This is a genomic window from Anoxybacillus sp. EFIL (genome assembly GCF_013096955.1).
In the GTDB taxonomy this organism is placed as follows: domain Bacteria; phylum Bacillota; class Bacilli; order Bacillales; family Anoxybacillaceae; genus Anoxybacillus; species Anoxybacillus ayderensis.
This window is the reverse complement of sequence record NZ_SDLH01000006.1, coordinates 1-15,903: the sequence shown is the minus strand read 5'-3', so window position 1 is coordinate 15,903 and position 15,903 is coordinate 1. Positions and strand designations below refer to the sequence as shown.

13 protein-coding genes and 1 rRNA gene are annotated in these 15,903 nt (G+C 40.0%); 8 read left to right on the top strand and 6 right to left on the bottom strand.

What is annotated here, in order from left to right:
• Positions 1-12: 12 nt before the first annotated feature.
• The 6 genes from mnmG to rpmH form a co-directional block, all read right to left on the bottom strand.
• Positions 13-1,902 carry a tRNA uridine-5-carboxymethylaminomethyl(34) synthesis enzyme MnmG gene (mnmG, locus tag ES017_RS10080; protein ID WP_042534871.1) on the bottom strand — a complete coding sequence of 630 codons (1,890 nt, stop codon included), beginning with the start codon at positions 1,900-1,902 and terminating at the stop codon, positions 13-15.
• 11 nt (positions 1,903-1,913) lie between these two features.
• Positions 1,914-3,299: a tRNA uridine-5-carboxymethylaminomethyl(34) synthesis GTPase MnmE gene (gene mnmE / locus ES017_RS10075; RefSeq protein ID WP_042534869.1), complete on the bottom strand. Its 1,386-nt coding sequence runs from the start codon at positions 3,297-3,299 to the stop codon at positions 1,914-1,916.
• Between the two features lie 172 nt (positions 3,300-3,471).
• Positions 3,472-4,089: an RNA-binding cell elongation regulator Jag/EloR gene (gene jag, locus ES017_RS10070; protein ID WP_042534867.1), complete on the bottom strand. Its 618-nt coding sequence runs from the start codon at positions 4,087-4,089 to the stop codon at positions 3,472-3,474.
• On the bottom strand, positions 4,086-4,853 hold the full coding sequence (spoIIIJ, locus tag ES017_RS10065) for a YidC family membrane integrase SpoIIIJ (protein WP_042534865.1): 768 nt from the start codon (positions 4,851-4,853) through the stop codon (positions 4,086-4,088). Before spoIIIJ ends, jag begins: the two co-directional genes overlap by 4 nt.
• 63 nt (positions 4,854-4,916) lie before the next feature.
• On the bottom strand, positions 4,917-5,255 hold the full coding sequence (rnpA, locus tag ES017_RS10060) for a ribonuclease P protein component (protein ID WP_042534863.1): 339 nt from the start codon (positions 5,253-5,255) through the stop codon (positions 4,917-4,919).
• Between the two features lie 63 nt (positions 5,256-5,318).
• The gene (gene rpmH / locus ES017_RS10055; RefSeq protein WP_003397591.1) at positions 5,319-5,453 is read right to left on the bottom strand and encodes a 50S ribosomal protein L34; all 135 of its coding nucleotides are present in this window, start codon (positions 5,451-5,453) and stop codon (positions 5,319-5,321) included.
• A gap of 469 nt (positions 5,454-5,922) precedes the next feature.
• Between rpmH and dnaA the strand changes: the two genes are divergently transcribed.
• The 8 genes from dnaA to ES017_RS10015 form a co-directional block, all read left to right on the top strand.
• Complete coding sequence (dnaA, locus tag ES017_RS10050) at positions 5,923-7,266, top strand: chromosomal replication initiator protein DnaA (RefSeq protein ID WP_042536410.1); 1,344 nt, start codon at positions 5,923-5,925, stop codon at positions 7,264-7,266.
• Positions 7,267-7,423: 157 nt separating this feature from the next.
• A complete protein-coding gene (dnaN, locus tag ES017_RS10045; protein WP_171335029.1) occupies positions 7,424-8,560 on the top strand; it encodes a DNA polymerase III subunit beta in 1,137 nt (378 codons plus the stop codon).
• 99 nt (positions 8,561-8,659) lie between these two features.
• Positions 8,660-8,872: a S4 domain-containing protein YaaA gene (gene yaaA / locus ES017_RS10040; protein WP_042536408.1), complete on the top strand. Its 213-nt coding sequence runs from the start codon at positions 8,660-8,662 to the stop codon at positions 8,870-8,872.
• A 15-nt stretch (positions 8,873-8,887) separates the two neighbouring features.
• Entirely contained in the window at positions 8,888-10,003 is a 1,116-nt protein-coding gene (gene recF / locus ES017_RS10035; RefSeq protein WP_042536407.1) for a DNA replication/repair protein RecF, read from the top strand.
• Positions 10,004-10,064: 61 nt separating this feature from the next.
• On the top strand, positions 10,065-11,981 hold the full coding sequence (gene gyrB, locus ES017_RS10030; RefSeq protein WP_395857449.1) for a DNA topoisomerase (ATP-hydrolyzing) subunit B: 1,917 nt from the start codon (positions 10,065-10,067) through the stop codon (positions 11,979-11,981).
• 70 nt (positions 11,982-12,051) lie between these two features.
• Positions 12,052-14,511: a DNA gyrase subunit A gene (gene gyrA / locus ES017_RS10025; RefSeq protein ID WP_171335028.1), complete on the top strand. Its 2,460-nt coding sequence runs from the start codon at positions 12,052-12,054 to the stop codon at positions 14,509-14,511.
• A gap of 46 nt (positions 14,512-14,557) precedes the next feature.
• On the top strand, positions 14,558-15,643 hold the full coding sequence (locus ES017_RS10020) for an HD-GYP domain-containing protein (RefSeq protein WP_171335027.1): 1,086 nt from the start codon (positions 14,558-14,560) through the stop codon (positions 15,641-15,643).
• 150 nt (positions 15,644-15,793) lie between these two features.
• A 16S ribosomal RNA gene (locus tag ES017_RS10015) occupies positions 15,794-15,903 on the top strand; the annotation flags it as partial.

Here is a 15,903-nt window from a genome sequence, read left to right as displayed (position 1 = left end):
ATTCATCCCTCTTTATTCATTTGACACGCGTGCGATTTTTCCCTGCTCCAAATAAACTAATAAAATTGAAATATCCGCTGGATTGACTCCCGAGATGCGCGATGCTTGTGCAATTGAAAGCGGACGAACTTGTTTTAATTTTTGTCGCGCCTCTGTCGCCAACCCTGTAATCGCATCGTAATCAATGTCTTCTGGAATTTTTTTATTCTCCATTTTCTTTAATTTTTCAACTTGTTGTAGCGATTTTTCAATATACCCTTCGTACTTAATTTGAATTTCTACTTGTTCCGCTACTTCAGGATCAATCGGTTGTTCTCCCGGTGCAATCATTTGAATATGCTCATACGTCATTTCTGGACGCTTTAACAAGTCAGCTGCTCGAATGCCGTCTTTTAACTCGCTTCCCCCAACGTGACGAATCATTTCTTGCACTTGCGGCGTCGGTTTAATAATGTACGATTTTAAACGTTTCTTTTCCGCTTCGATCGCTTCTTTTTTCGCTACAAACTTTTCGTATCGCTCTTGGGAAATTAGTCCGAGTTTATAACCAATCTCCGTTAAACGTAAATCTGCGTTGTCATGACGCAATAAAAGACGATATTCCGCACGAGATGTTAACAGGCGGTACGGCTCGTTCGTTCCCTTTGTAACAAGATCGTCAATTAAAACGCCAATATATGCTTCTGAGCGACTTAAAATTAACTCCTCTTTTCCGAGCGCTTTGCATGCCGCATTAATGCCGGCAATAAGCCCTTGACCAGCCGCCTCTTCATATCCTGATGTCCCATTAATTTGTCCTGCTGTATATAACCGTTGAACGACCTTCGTTTCTAACGTTGGCCACAGTTGCGTTGGAACGATCGCATCGTATTCAATCGCATAGCCAGCTCGCATGAGTTGCGCTTTTTCCAACCCCGGTATTGTCGCTAACATTTGGCGTTGAATATGCTCCGGCAAGCTTGTAGACAATCCTTGTACATACACTTCTTTCGTATGTCTTCCTTCTGGCTCAAGGAAAATTTGGTGACGTGGCTTGTCATGGAAACGAACAATTTTATCTTCAATCGATGGACAGTAGCGCGGACCTGTCCCTTTAATCATCCCTGAATACATCGGTGACAAATGTAAATTTTCATCGATAATTCGGTGCGTCTCCTCTGTCGTATAAGTAAGCCAACAAGGGAGCTGATCGGTAATATATTGTGTCGTCTCATATGAAAATGCGCGCGGCACTTCATCGCCTGGCTGAATTTCTGTTTTGCTGTAGTCGATCGTATGGCTATTGACACGCGGTGGCGTCCCCGTTTTAAAACGAACCAATTCAAAACCGAGTTCCTCTAAATGTTCTGAAAGCTTAATTGATGGCTGCTGATTGTTCGGACCACTCGAATACTTAATGTCCCCGATAATGATCTCACCGCGTAAAAACGTTCCTGTCGTAATGACGACAGCCTTGGCATGATAGCGAGCACCTGTATGCGTAATAACTCCTTTACATACACCGTCTTCTACGATTAATTTTTCTACTTTTCCTTGCAATAATGTTAAATTCTCTTGATTTTCTAGCGTTTTTTTCATTTCTTGTTGATATAAAAATTTATCTGCTTGTGCACGTAACGCCCGCACAGCCGGCCCTTTTCCTGTATTCAACATACGCATTTGAATATGCGTTTTGTCGATATTTTTCCCCATTTCTCCGCCTAATGCGTCAATTTCGCGAACGACGATACCTTTCGCAGGGCCACCGATCGATGGGTTACATGGCATAAAAGCAATCATATCGAGATTGAGTGTGATCACTAACGTACTTGCTCCCATGCGCGCAGCAGCAAGCGCTGCTTCACATCCTGCATGCCCAGCACCTACAACGATGACATCATAAGATCCTGCCTCGTAATGCATAAATACCCTCCTTATTTTCCTAAACAAAATTGTGCAAACAATTGATCAATTAAGCTTTCGTGCACCGTATCTCCAATGATTTCCCCTAACAATTCCCACGCTCTCGTTAAATCAATTTGCACGATGTCGATTGGCATATCTGCTTCGATGCCGTGAATCGCTTCTTCGATCGCTTTTTTCGCTTGCGTCAATAACGCAATATGACGCGAGTTTGATACATACGTTAAGTCGCGCGCTTCCACATCTCCGCTGAAAAATAATGAGGCAATCGCCTCTTCTAGTTGGTCGATTCCCTTTTCTTCTAACAGCGATGTTGTAATGATTGGTGCGCCTTGCGCCAATTGCTGTACTCGCTCCATATCAATTCGTTTCGGTAAATCTGTTTTATTAACAATGACAATAACATCCATCCCTTTGACCGCTTCGAACAATCGTTCATCTTCTTCCGTTAACGGTTCGTTATAGTTGAGGACGAGTAAAATTAAGTCTGCCTCTTTTAACACTTTCCGTGATCGCTCGACCCCAATTCGTTCAACAATATCTTCTGTTTCACGAATACCTGCTGTATCTAATAGACGGAGCGGTACACCGCGAACGTTGACGTACTCCTCAATGACATCTCTTGTTGTACCTGGAATGTCGGTGACAATCGCTCGGTTTTCGTGGGCCAAGCTGTTTAATAGCGACGATTTCCCAACATTCGGTCGCCCGACAATGACTGTCGCTAATCCGTCTCGTAACACTTTTCCTTGTTGTGCTGTTTGTAACAGTCGCTCAATTTCGTTTTTCACTTCTGTTGCCTTTTCAAGCAACAATCGATGCGTCATTTCTTCGACATCGTCGTATTCGGGGTAATCAATATTTACTTCGACATGTGCCAACGTCTCTAAAATTGTTTGACGTAATCGACGAATGAGTTTCGATAAACGTCCTTCCATTTGGTTCAATGCGACAGCCATCGCTCGATCGGTTTTTGCACGAATTAAATCCATTACCGCTTCTGCTTGTGATAAATCGATACGCCCGTTTAAAAAAGCTCTTTTTGTAAATTCTCCGGGTTGTGCTAGACGAGCTCCATGTGCTAACACGAGCTGAAGCACGCGATTAACAGAAACAAGCCCCCCGTGGCAATTAATTTCAACAACATCTTCACGTGTAAACGTTTTTGGAGCTCTCATCACTGTGACCATCACTTCTTCAACAATTTCTTTCGTCTCTGGATGCACAATGTGCCCGTAATGGATTGTGTGAGATGGGACGTCTTTTAGTTTCTTCCCCCCAACACCGACAAACAGTTGATCAACAATTTTTATCGCTTCATCCCCACTTAAACGGACGATCGCAATCGCCCCTTCACCCATCGGAGTTGAAATCGCTGCAATTGTATCAAATTCCATCTTGTTCACCTTCTTTCATAAAAACAAAAATATCCACAATCTATATCATGTATGTTTTCCTCACAATGATAATCAAATAAATTTTAACTTATCCACATGTGAATAACAACATACACGTAACGTTTCAATTGACAAAAAAAATTCTCTAGGAACGACTTCCCCTAGAGAATGTTTATCGTTTTAGTGAAATAACGACATGACGATACGGCTCCGCCCCAGCTGAAAACGTTTGTATCCTTTCATCATCGCTTAACGCTGTATGAATGACTTTCCGTTCCCATGCACTCATTGGCTCTAACGAAATATCTTGTCCCGTTTGGATTGCTTTTTTCGCCATATTTTTCGCTAAACGAACGAGCGTCTCTTCTCTTCGTTTCCGATACCCTTCCGCATCAATCACAACATGAAGCGGACGATCGGTGCAACGGTTTAAAACTCCTTGCGCCAATAATTGTAAAGCGTTAAGTGTTTGACCGTGTCTTCCGATTACTCGTGCTACATCTTGCCCCGAAAGCGAGACAACGAAACGATCTCCTTCCGCTTGACAAGAAAGATTGACACGTACATTCATTTGTTCAATCACATGTTTTAAAAACGATTCCACACAAAAAAACGGGTTGCTAATCGTTACTTCAACGACCGCTTCTTTTCCGCCGAACAAGCCAAGAAACGGCCTTTTTTCTTGTTGAACAACAACAATATCGACCGCTTCTTTCGGCACATGTAATTGCGCTAACGCTTTTTCCACTGCCTCTTCTACCGTTTGGCCACCCATCGTCACTCGTTTCACTTTCCTGTTCCCCCAGCTTGTTTTGTTGCTTTTAAGTCTGGTCCTTTAATGAAATACGTTTGTGCAATCATAAACAAGTTTCCGACAACCCAATAAAGTGAGAGGGCAGCTGGAAAGTTAATGGCAAATACAACGACCATAATTGGCATTAACCAAAGCATCATTGCCAGTTGCGGATTTTGTTGTTCCGTGCCCGCCATCATCATCTTTTGTTGGATAAATGTCGTTACCCCTGCGACAAGCGGCAGGATAAAGAACGGGTCTTTTTCCCCTAAGTCAAACCATAAAAAGTTATGGCGTGCAATTTCTTCTGTACGCATAATAGCGTGGTAAAATCCAATTAAAATCGGCATTTGAATGAATAACGGCAAACACCCTGCTAACGGATTCACACCGTGCTTTTGGAAAAGCAACATCGTTTCTTGTTGCAGTTTTTGTTGCGTTTGCGCATCTTTTGAACTATATTTTTCACGAAGTTTTTGTAGTTCTGGTTGTAACGCTTGCATTGCTTTGGAACTTCTCGTTTGTTGAATCATCAACGGCAAGATAGCTAGGCGAATTAAAATCGTAACGACAATAATCCCTAAACCGTAATTGGAGCCAAACAACTCAGACATGTATGTGATTAACCAAGATAGTGGGTAAACGATGTACTCGTTCCAAAATCCTTTACTTTCTGCAGTAATTGGCTGGTTAATTTCTGAACATCCTGCTAACACAACAGCAAGAAGTAAAAACAGCCATGCGACTTGCCTTTTTTTCACTCGTTTTTCCCCCTTACTTTATACGTTCCACGAAATATTTTAACATATCGCTCGTCCAAACATTTAATGAAAAACGTTCGCCCGCCTCAAAACATGCAATAAACTTTTTTTTACCTCTTCATACCCCATCGTAGCTACTGGCATTCGCGCAATAATGACATAGTCTTTTCCCGCTTCGATCCGATCACGTTCTTCGTGAAACACTTGGCGAATATAACGTTTCACGCGATTTCGAACGACTGCTTTTCCGATCTTTTTGCTAACGGATAATCCGATACGAAAATAACATTGTCCCGGTTGATCTAAAACGTATAAGACAAACTGCCGATTCGCTACCGATGTTCCTCGTTGAAATACTTCTTGAAATTCATCATTTTTTTTTATGCGATATTTTTTTTTCATGTGTCCCAATCACACCTCGATCGTAACTCCCGTTAGAAAAAAGACCACTGATCGTTCAGTGGCCTATGCAGATAATACTTTTCTTCCTTTACGACGACGGCGAGCAAGAACTTTTCTTCCGTTCTTTGTGCTCATGCGCGCACGGAAACCGTGTACTTTACTACGCTTCCGCTTATTTGGTTGATACGTTCTTTTCATATATGACACCTCCCTGAGGAATAACTGTTAAAAGACAGTCTTTCTAATTATAGTGAGAAATTTAGAGAAATGTCAACTACTCCAGGAGTATCTTTTTTTGACTATGTTGTGATTATTGTTGTGGATAAAATTTTTGTCGTTTTTTTCGTATCCACAACATTTATCGACAAGTTTTTCACATCTTATAACCTTGTGGATAAATTTTTTTCACATCTTTTTCGTTTTGTGGATAATCTTTTAAACCCATTGCAACATAAGTATTTATCTGCTATTATATTGTTGTTTTTACTCTGGATAATTCTATAAGTTTTTTTCATTATCCACAAAATGTGGATAATGTGTGGACAGTTCCGTCCACATCCTGTGTAAATATTTGTCCACAACCGGTGAAAACTGTCGAAAAAAATTTTTTTTATAGACAAAGTTGTACAAATATTGAACACCCGCGCGGAGAAGGAGGGAGAGCGGCGTGGAAAATATTTCGGACTTATGGAATAAAGCTTTAGCCGAGATTGAGAAAAAAATTAGCAAACCGAGCTTTGAAACGTGGTTAAAATCGACATCTGCTCATTCGCTAAAAGGCGACATCCTTATTATTACCGTTCCAAACGAATTCACAAAAGATTGGCTCGAATCGCGCTACACACGGCTCATTGAGCAAACGCTCTATGACATTACCGGAGAAGAGTTAAAAATTAAATGCACGATCCCTAATCATCAAACACTAGAGGAATTTGATCTAAAACCATCGAGCAAACCGCGAAAACACGATGACGAACAAACAGAATTTCCACAAAGTATGCTGAATCCAAAGTATACATTCGATACTTTTGTCATTGGATCTGGCAATCGCTTTGCCCACGCTGCATCTTTAGCAGTAGCAGAAGCACCGGCCAAAGCATACAACCCCCTTTTCATTTATGGTGGTGTAGGCCTAGGCAAGACGCACCTCATGCATGCAATCGGCCATTACGTTCTTGAACATAATCCGTCAGCAAAAGTTGTTTATTTATCTTCGGAAAAGTTTACAAATGAATTTATTAATGCCATTCGCGATAATCGTCCAGATGATTTTCGCAACAAATATCGTAACGTGGACGTACTGTTAATAGATGATATTCAATTTCTTGCGGGAAAAGAACAGACGCAAGAGGAGTTTTTCCATACGTTTAATACATTACATGAAGAAAGTAAGCAAATTGTCATATCGAGTGACCGACCTCCAAAAGAAATTCCGACGTTAGAAGATCGCCTTCGTTCTCGTTTTGAGTGGGGATTAATTACGGATATCACTCCTCCTGATTTAGAAACGAGAATTGCCATTTTGCGTAAAAAAGCAAAGGCGGAAGGCTTCGACATCCCGAACGAAGTGATGTTGTACATCGCCAATCAAATCGATTCGAACATTCGTGAATTGGAAGGTGCACTCATTCGCGTCGTTGCTTACTCCTCTTTAATTAACAAAGAAATTAACGCAGATTTAGCAGCAGAAGCATTAAAAGATATCATTCCAAGCTCCAAACCAAGAGTCATTACAATCCAAGACATTCAACGCGTTGTTGGGGAGCATTTCAACTTGAAACTCGAAGATTTTAAGGCAAAGAAACGGACAAAATCGGTTGCATTTCCGCGCCAAATTGCAATGTATCTTTCGCGCGAGCTGACGGATTGCTCACTTCCGAAGATTGGTGAGGAATTTGGAGGGCGTGATCATACGACTGTCATCCATGCTCACGAGAAAATTTCAGCACTCATCCAAACAGACGTTCAATTACAAAAACAGCTGAAAGAAATTATGGAGAAACTGAAATAATGTGAATAACTGCTTTATGTTTGTGCACAGTCTGTCCACATGTGGATAGTCTGTGCTTCCTTTGTTTTATTCACTTATCCACATAATCACAGCGCCTAGTACTATGATTAATAGTTTTTTAAAAAAATATAATAAATAAATTAGGGAGGTTTTCTTTGTGAAAGTTATTATTGATCGCGATCACTTAGTGAGAAGTGTACAAGATGTGATGAAAGCTGTATCATCTCGAACAACGATTCCGATTTTAACTGGAATTAAAATTGTTGCCTCGAAACAAGGTGTTACTTTAACAGGAAGTGATTCGGATATTTCGATCGAATCATTCATTCCAGCTGAGGAAGAGGATCGAGTCATTGTAGACGTCATTACCCAAGGTAGCGTTGTCTTACAAGCACGATTTTTTAGTGAAATTGTTCGTAAGTTACCGAAAGAAACGATAGAAATCGAAGTAAAAGACAAATTCGTCACGACGATCCGATCCGGAAAAACCGAATTTCATTTGAATGGATTAGATCCAGAAGAATATCCACGGCTACCACAAATTCAAGAAGAAAACATGTTTAAAGTACCAGCTGATTTGCTAAAACATGTTATTCGCCAAACGGTATTTGCGGTGTCTACCTCAGAAACACGCCCGATCTTAACAGGTGTAAACTGGCGGATTGAAAATAATGAACTGGTGTGTACTGCAACAGATAGTCATCGACTAGCAATGCGGAAAGCAAAAGTAGAAACGGAATCAGAAGCGTATTACAACATTGTCATTCCAGGCAAAAGCTTAAACGAGTTAAATAAAATTCTTGAAGAATCAAATGAGCCTGTTCATATTGTCGTAACTGAAAACCAAGTGTTATTCAAAACAAAACATTTATTGTTTTTCTCAAGGTTGTTAGACGGAAACTATCCAGATACATCTCGGCTAATTCCAACAGAAAGCCAAACAGATATGATTGTCAAAACAAAAGAGTTTTTACAAGCAATTGATCGAGCGTCATTGCTAGCACGTGAAGGAAGAAATAACGTTGTTCGTTTATCGACATTGTCTGACAAAGTCGTTGAAATTTCGTCGAACTCACCTGAAATCGGAAAAGTGGTCGAAGAAGTACAATGTGAGCAGGTAGAAGGTGAAGAATTAAAAATTTCTTTCAGCGCAAAATATATGATGGATGCATTAAAAGCGTTAGAAGGGGCGGAAATTAAAATTAGTTTTACCGGTGCCATGCGGCCGTTTGTCATTCGACCACTTCATGACGACTCTATGCTTCAGTTAATTTTGCCTGTACGCACATACTAAAAAAGCTGCTAGAAGATCTAGCAGCTTTCCTTTTCTTCCCCCTTCTTTTTTAGTACAATGAAAAAATGGACACTTTTACAGAAAGTGAGCGGATGATGCATGAAAGAAATAAAAATTTCAACGGAAACAATTACGCTTGGACAATTTTTAAAACTAGCAAACGTCATTTCAACAGGTGGAATGGCGAAATGGTTTTTACAAACAAACGATGTGCTCGTTAATGGTGAACGGGAACAACGCCGCGGTCGGAAGTTGAAAGTAGGAGATGTTGTTCATATTCAAACAATTGGTACATTTACGATTCGTTCGTAAAGGCGGGGGGCACCTTTGTTTTTAGAACAATTAACTTTAAAAAATTATCGGAACTATGAGCAAGGTTGTTGGCAATTTCGAAATAATGTAAACGTCATTTTAGGAGAAAACGCTCAAGGTAAGACGAATATTATGGAATCCATTTACGTCTTGTCGATGGCGAAATCACACCGAACAACAAACGATAAAGATTTAATTCGTTGGGAAGAAGATTATGCTAAAATAGAAGGTAAAGTAGAAAAGAAAAACGGTCAAATTTTTTTACAGTTGATCGTGTCGAAGAGAGGAAAAAAAGCAAAATTAAACTATATTGAACAGGCAAAACTAAGCAGCTACGTTGGCCATATGAACGTTGTCATGTTTGCCCCTGAAGATTTAAACCTTGTCAAAGGGAGTCCACAAATTCGAAGACGCTTTATCGATATGGAAATTGGCCAAGTATCACCTGTTTATATGCACGAGCTCGGACAATATCAAAAAGTGTTGCAACAAAGAAATCAATATTTGAAACTGCTTCAGTCGAAAAAACAGACGGACGAAACGTTTCTTGATGTGCTTACGGAACAGCTTGTGGAGCTCGCTGCAAAAATCACTCTAAAAAGATATGAATTTATTGAATTGTTACAAACGTGGGCAAAACCAATACATGCCGAAATTAGCCGGGGCAATGAACAATTAGGGATTCATTATTGTCCTTCAGTTGATGTATTAGACGAACAACAATGGTCGAGAATAGTAGAAGTGTATAACGAAAAGTTCGCAAAAATAAAAACAAAAGAAATAGAACGAGGTACAACGCTCATTGGGCCACATCGAGATGATTTATCGTTTACGATTAACGGGAAAGATGTGCAAACGTTCGGTTCACAAGGTCAACAACGAACGACAGCTCTTTCATTGAAACTAGCTGAAATTGATTTAATTTTTTCAGAAATTGGCGAGTACCCTATTCTTTTACTTGATGATGTACTATCAGAGCTTGATGATTTTCGCCAAACGCATTTGTTAAATGCTATCCAAGGCAAAGTACAAACATTTGTAACGACAACGAGCATAGATGGGATCGAGCATCGCGTCATTCGTGAGGCAGATGTGTATGAAGTTGTCTCTGGACAAATGACGAAACGATAGTTTTTCTATAAACCTCGAACGTATTGTTCGAAAAGGAAAGCGTAGGTGATCAATAATGACGATGGAACAAAGAGAACAAGTCGTTTATGATGAAAGCCAAATTCAAGTTCTCGAAGGGTTAGAAGCGGTACGAAAAAGACCAGGGATGTATATCGGATCAACCGGTCCAAAAGGATTACACCATCTCGTTTGGGAAATCGTTGATAACAGCATTGATGAAGCGTTAGCTGGATTTTGTACGGAAATTAACGTCATTGTTGAAGAAGATAACAGCATTACAGTAATCGATAACGGCCGTGGGATTCCTGTTGGCATCCATGAAAAAATGGGGAGACCAGCTGTTGAAGTAATTATGACTGTGTTACACGCCGGTGGAAAATTCGGCGGCGGTGGATATAAAGTGTCTGGCGGTTTACACGGAGTTGGGGCATCTGTTGTAAATGCGTTGTCAGAAGAATTAGAAGTATATGTGCATCGTGATGGGAAAATTCACTATCAAAAATATACGCGCGGCGTGCCTTGTTCTGATTTGCAAGTTGTAGGCGAGACAGATCGGACAGGGACAACCATTCATTTTAAACCAGATCCAGAAATTTTTGTAGAAACGACTGAGTATGATTATGATACGCTCGCACATCGCTTACGAGAGCTTGCTTTTTTAAATAAAGGGATTCGCATTACGCTGGAAGATCGACGTGGCGAAAAGCGGCGCAACGAATATTATTACGAAGGTGGAATTTCTTCATACGTCAAACATTTAAATCGGACGAAAGAAACACTTCACGAGGAACCGATTTACGTTGAGGGAGAAAAAGACGGGATCCAAGTCGAAATCGCCTTGCAATATAACGATGGCTATACGAGTAATATATATTCATTTGCTAATAACATTCACACGCACGAAGGCGGTACGCATGAATTAGGTTTTAAAACGGCGTTAACGCGAATCATTAATGATTATGGTCGAAAAAACAATATGTTTAAAGAACAAGATGCCAATTTAACAGGAGAGGATGTGCGGGAAGGATTAACAGCAATCATTTCCGTAAAACATCCGTCTCCACAGTTTGAGGGACAAACGAAAACAAAACTCGGAAATAGCGATGCTCGCACCGCGACAGAGTCTATTTTTGCGGAGCAATTTGAAAAGTTTTTACTTGAAAATCCATCAGTCGCCAAAAAAATTGTTGAAAAAGGAATTTTAGCTTCACGGGCACGTCTAGCAGCTAAACGGGCGCGAGAATTGACGAGAAGAAAAAATGCGCTTGAAGTATCAAGTTTGCCTGGGAAATTAGCGGATTGTTCTTCGAAGGATCCATCGATATGCGAACTGTATGTCGTTGAGGGAGATTCAGCGGGTGGTTCTGCAAAACAAGGACGTGATCGTCATTTTCAAGCTATTTTACCGTTGCGTGGAAAAATTATTAACGTTGAAAAATCAAGATTAGATAAAATTTTATCAAACAATGAAGTGCGTGCCATTATTACAGCTCTTGGTACAGGAATTGGAGAAGAGTTTGATATTACAAAAGCTCGTTATCATAAAATTATTATTATGACAGACGCGGATGTCGATGGGGCGCATATTCGTACACTGTTGCTGACATTTTTCTACCGCTATATGCGCGAGGTCATTGAACAAGGTTACGTTTATATCGCTCAGCCACCTTTATATAAAATTCAGCAAGGGAAACGAATTGAGTATGCATATAGTGATCGACAACTTGAGGAAATATTAGGACGTTTACCAGAACAACCAAAACCGATTATTCAACGTTACAAAGGTCTTGGAGAAATGAACCCAGAACAACTTTGGGAAACGACGATGAACCCAGAAACGAGAACGTTGCTAAAAGTGAGTTTGCAAGATGCGATGGAAGCAGACGAAACATTTGAGATTTTAATGGGAGATAAAGTAGAACCACGTAGACAGTTTATCGAAGAAAACGCGAAGTATGTAAAAAATCTTGATATTTAAGTATGTCGGAGAGTGTTTGTTCACCCTCCCCTTGTTTTATTATTTTGTTAAGTAAGGGAGGTTCGTCTATATGTCTGAACGTGTAAAAGAAATAAGTATTAGTCAAGAAATGCGTGCATCGTTTCTCGACTATGCTATGAGCGTCATCGTATCGCGTGCACTTCCTGATGTGCGTGACGGACTAAAGCCGGTACATCGCCGAATTTTATATGCGATGCACGATTTAGGAATGACAGCGGACAAGCCTTACAAAAAGTCCGCACGTATTGTCGGTGAAGTGATCGGGAAGTACCATCCACATGGGGATGCAGCGGTGTACGATACGATGGTGCGGATGGCACAAGATTTTAACTATCGATATATGCTCGTTGATGGTCACGGAAACTTCGGATCAATTGATGGAGATGCCGCAGCAGCTATGCGTTATACAGAAGCAAGAATGTCGAAAATTTCGATGGAGCTGTTGCGGGATATTAACAAAGACACGATTGATTACCAAGATAACTACGACGGATCAGAACGTGAGCCCATTGTGTTGCCAGCTCGTTTTCCGAATTTACTCGTGAATGGATCTTCAGGTATTGCGGTCGGAATGGCGACAAACATTCCGCCGCATCAACTTGGGGAAGTCATTGATGCGTTATTAGAGTTGATGAAAGATCCTGATATGACCATTGCTGAACTAATGGAGTATTTGCCTGGTCCAGACTTCCCAACAGGCGCGCAAATTATCGGAAGAGGCGGTATACGAAAAGCGTATGAAACAGGACGAGGTTCGATTACATTACGCGCGAAAGCAGAGATTGAACAAAAAGAAAACGGAAAAGAAACAATTATTGTCCGAGAATTGCCTTATCAAGTAAATAAAGCAAAGTTGATTGAAAAAATTGCTGAACTTGTACGTGAAAAGAAAATAGAGGGTATTACGGATTTGCGTGATGAATCTGATCGGAGCGGCATGCGCATCGTTATTGAAGTAAGAAGAGATGTAAGTGCCCATGTGGTGCTCAACAATTTATACAAACAAACAGCTTTACAAACAAGCTTTGGTATTAATATGCTTGCCCTTGTTGACGGTCAACCAAAAGTGTTGAACTTAAAACAATGTTTACAACATTATTTAGATCATCAAAAGATTGTCATTCGTCGTCGGACGCAGTTTGAATTAAACAAAGCAGAAGCTCGTGCCCATATTTTAGAAGGGTTACGCATTGCCCTTGATCATTTAGACGAAGTGATTGAGCTTATTCGTCAATCTGCGACTGTAGACGTAGCGAAAGAAGGATTAATGACGAAGTTCCAGTTAAGCGAAAAACAAGCGCAAGCCATTTTAGATATGCGTCTGCAACGTTTAACGGGATTGGAACGCGAAAAAATTGAACAAGAATATGCGGAGCTAGTGAAGCTCATTGCGCATTTAAAAGCCATTTTAGCTGATGAACAAAAAGTTTTACAAATTATTCGCGACGAATTACTTGAAATTAAAGAGAAGTTCAACGATGATCGTCGTACAGAAATTGTGAATGGCGGTTTAGAAACAATTGATGACGAAGATTTAATTACTCGCGAAAATATCGTTGTTACATTGACACATAGAGGGTATATTAAACGTCTCCCTGTTTCAACATACCGAAGCCAACGCCGAGGTGGACGCGGCATTCAAGGAATGAATACGAATGAAGACGATTTTGTTGAACATTTAGTCATTACATCTACACATGACATTGTTTTATTTTTTACGAACAAAGGGAAAGTGTATAAAGCAAAAGGATATGAAATTCCAGAGTTTAGCCGAACAGCGAAAGGAATTCCGATTGTTAACTTATTAAACATTGAAAAAGATGAAGTAATTAATACAGTGATTGCAATTGATCAATTTCGTGAAGATGCATTTTTATTTTTCACAACAAAGCAAGGAATTGCAAAACGATCACCGCTATCGTCATTTGCTAACATTCGCAACCACGGTTTAATTGCTATTCATTTGCATGAAGGGGATGAATTAATATCCGTAAAACTGACAGACGGTCATAAACATATCATTGTAGGGACGAAAAACGGGATGTTAATTCGTTTCCCTGAGAAAGATGTTCGTTCGATGGGACGCACAGCTGCAGGTGTGAAAGCAATTACGTTATGTCCGGGTGACGAAGTAGTCGGTATGGAGAGTTTGAATGGAAACGAAGAAATTTTAATTGTGACGAAAAATGGATACGGAAAACGGACACCAGCCTCAGAATATCGTATTCAAAGCCGTGGAGGAAAAGGGATTAAAACGTGTAACATTACTGAAAAAAATGGGGATGTTGTCGCAGTAAAAACGGTTACAGGTGAAGAAGATTTAATGTTAATGACTGCAGGTGGTGTAATGATTCGTATGGCGGTAAGTGATATTTCTGTCATGGGACGAAACACCCAAGGAGTCAAGTTAATGCGTCTTGATGGAGAAAACGAGCAAGAGTATGTTGCGACAGTAGCTAAAGTGCCGAAAGAAGAAGAAAAAGAACAAGAACAATTGCAAGAAGAGTAGAGGGGAATTCCCCCTCTATGTTCTTACAAAGGCGGGGGAGAAAGACGTGTTGTTAGTAAAAACAGCTCAATTGCAAGAAGGCTGCATCTTAGCCGAAGATGTTATCGGGAAATCGAATCGTGTCATCGTTCCGAAAAACACGGTGTTAACTCCAAAACTTTTAACTGTATTACAAAAGTTTCTCGTTTCTCAAGTACGTGTACAGTCAGTTCTTGTCGATGGGAGTACATTTCGACCAAGTGAAATTATTCAAGAAGATGCGCCAAAGCCAAAAGCAGTCGATAACAAAGATATATTGACACTATATTTAGAAGCTGTGCAGCAGTATAAACAAATGTTTCAAGGTTGGCAGTCTGGGTTACCGATTGACATCGGCAAAGTCCGTCACATGTTTATTCCTTTATTTGAAAAAGTATTGGAATCGGAAAAAGAATTGCTCTTTTTTCATCACTACTCTACAAAATCAGAGTATTTATTCCATCATGCAGTAACGGTCGGCCTTCTCTCAGGCGTATTGGCGAAAAAATTGCAATATACAAAAGGAGACTATTATCAAGTCGCAATTGCTGGATTATTAAGCGATTGCGGTATGGCTAAAGTTGATCCGAAAATACTTTACAAAAGCACAGCACTTACGCCAATGGAATATAAAGATATGCGCCAACATACCGTTTACGGATATAAAATGGTTCAAAAAATTACAGCGCTTCAAGAAGGGGTAAAGCTCGCTGTTTTGCAACATCATGAACGAAATGACGGCAGCGGGTATTTACTTGGCGTTCAAGAAGAAAAAATTCACCCGTATAGTAAAATTGTTGCTGTTGCTGATGTTTACCATGCGATGATTTCTGAGCGGCCTTATCGTAATAAGCAATCTCCTTTTAAAGTATTTGAACAAATTCATAAAGATTGCTTTGGAAAATTTGATCTTTCTGTTGTTCGAGCGTTGGCTTCTCTTTTAATGACTCTTTCAATCGGGGCAAGAGTGAAATTATCAAATGAACAAATCGGGGAAATCATCTTTTTTGAACAAGATTCACCAAATCATCCGATGGTTAAGATAATTGAAACAAACAAAATTATTTCACTCAAAGATAAAAAGGATTTGTTCATTGAAGAGATTATAAAATGACAATGGTTATTGCCGTTGTCATTTAATTTTTTAATAAAAAATAGCATAAAAAGTGTTGACAATAAAAAAAGCATCTTGTATGATATATCTTGTGCTTGATGTTCTTTGAAAACTGAACAAAACAGCAGCGTAAAAGCTAAGGATAACTTTTCTATGGAGAGTTTGATCCTGGCTCAGGACGAACGCTGGCGGCGTGCCTAATACATGCAAGTCGAGCGGACGATTCAAAAGCTTGCTTTTGAATCGTTAGCGGCGGACGG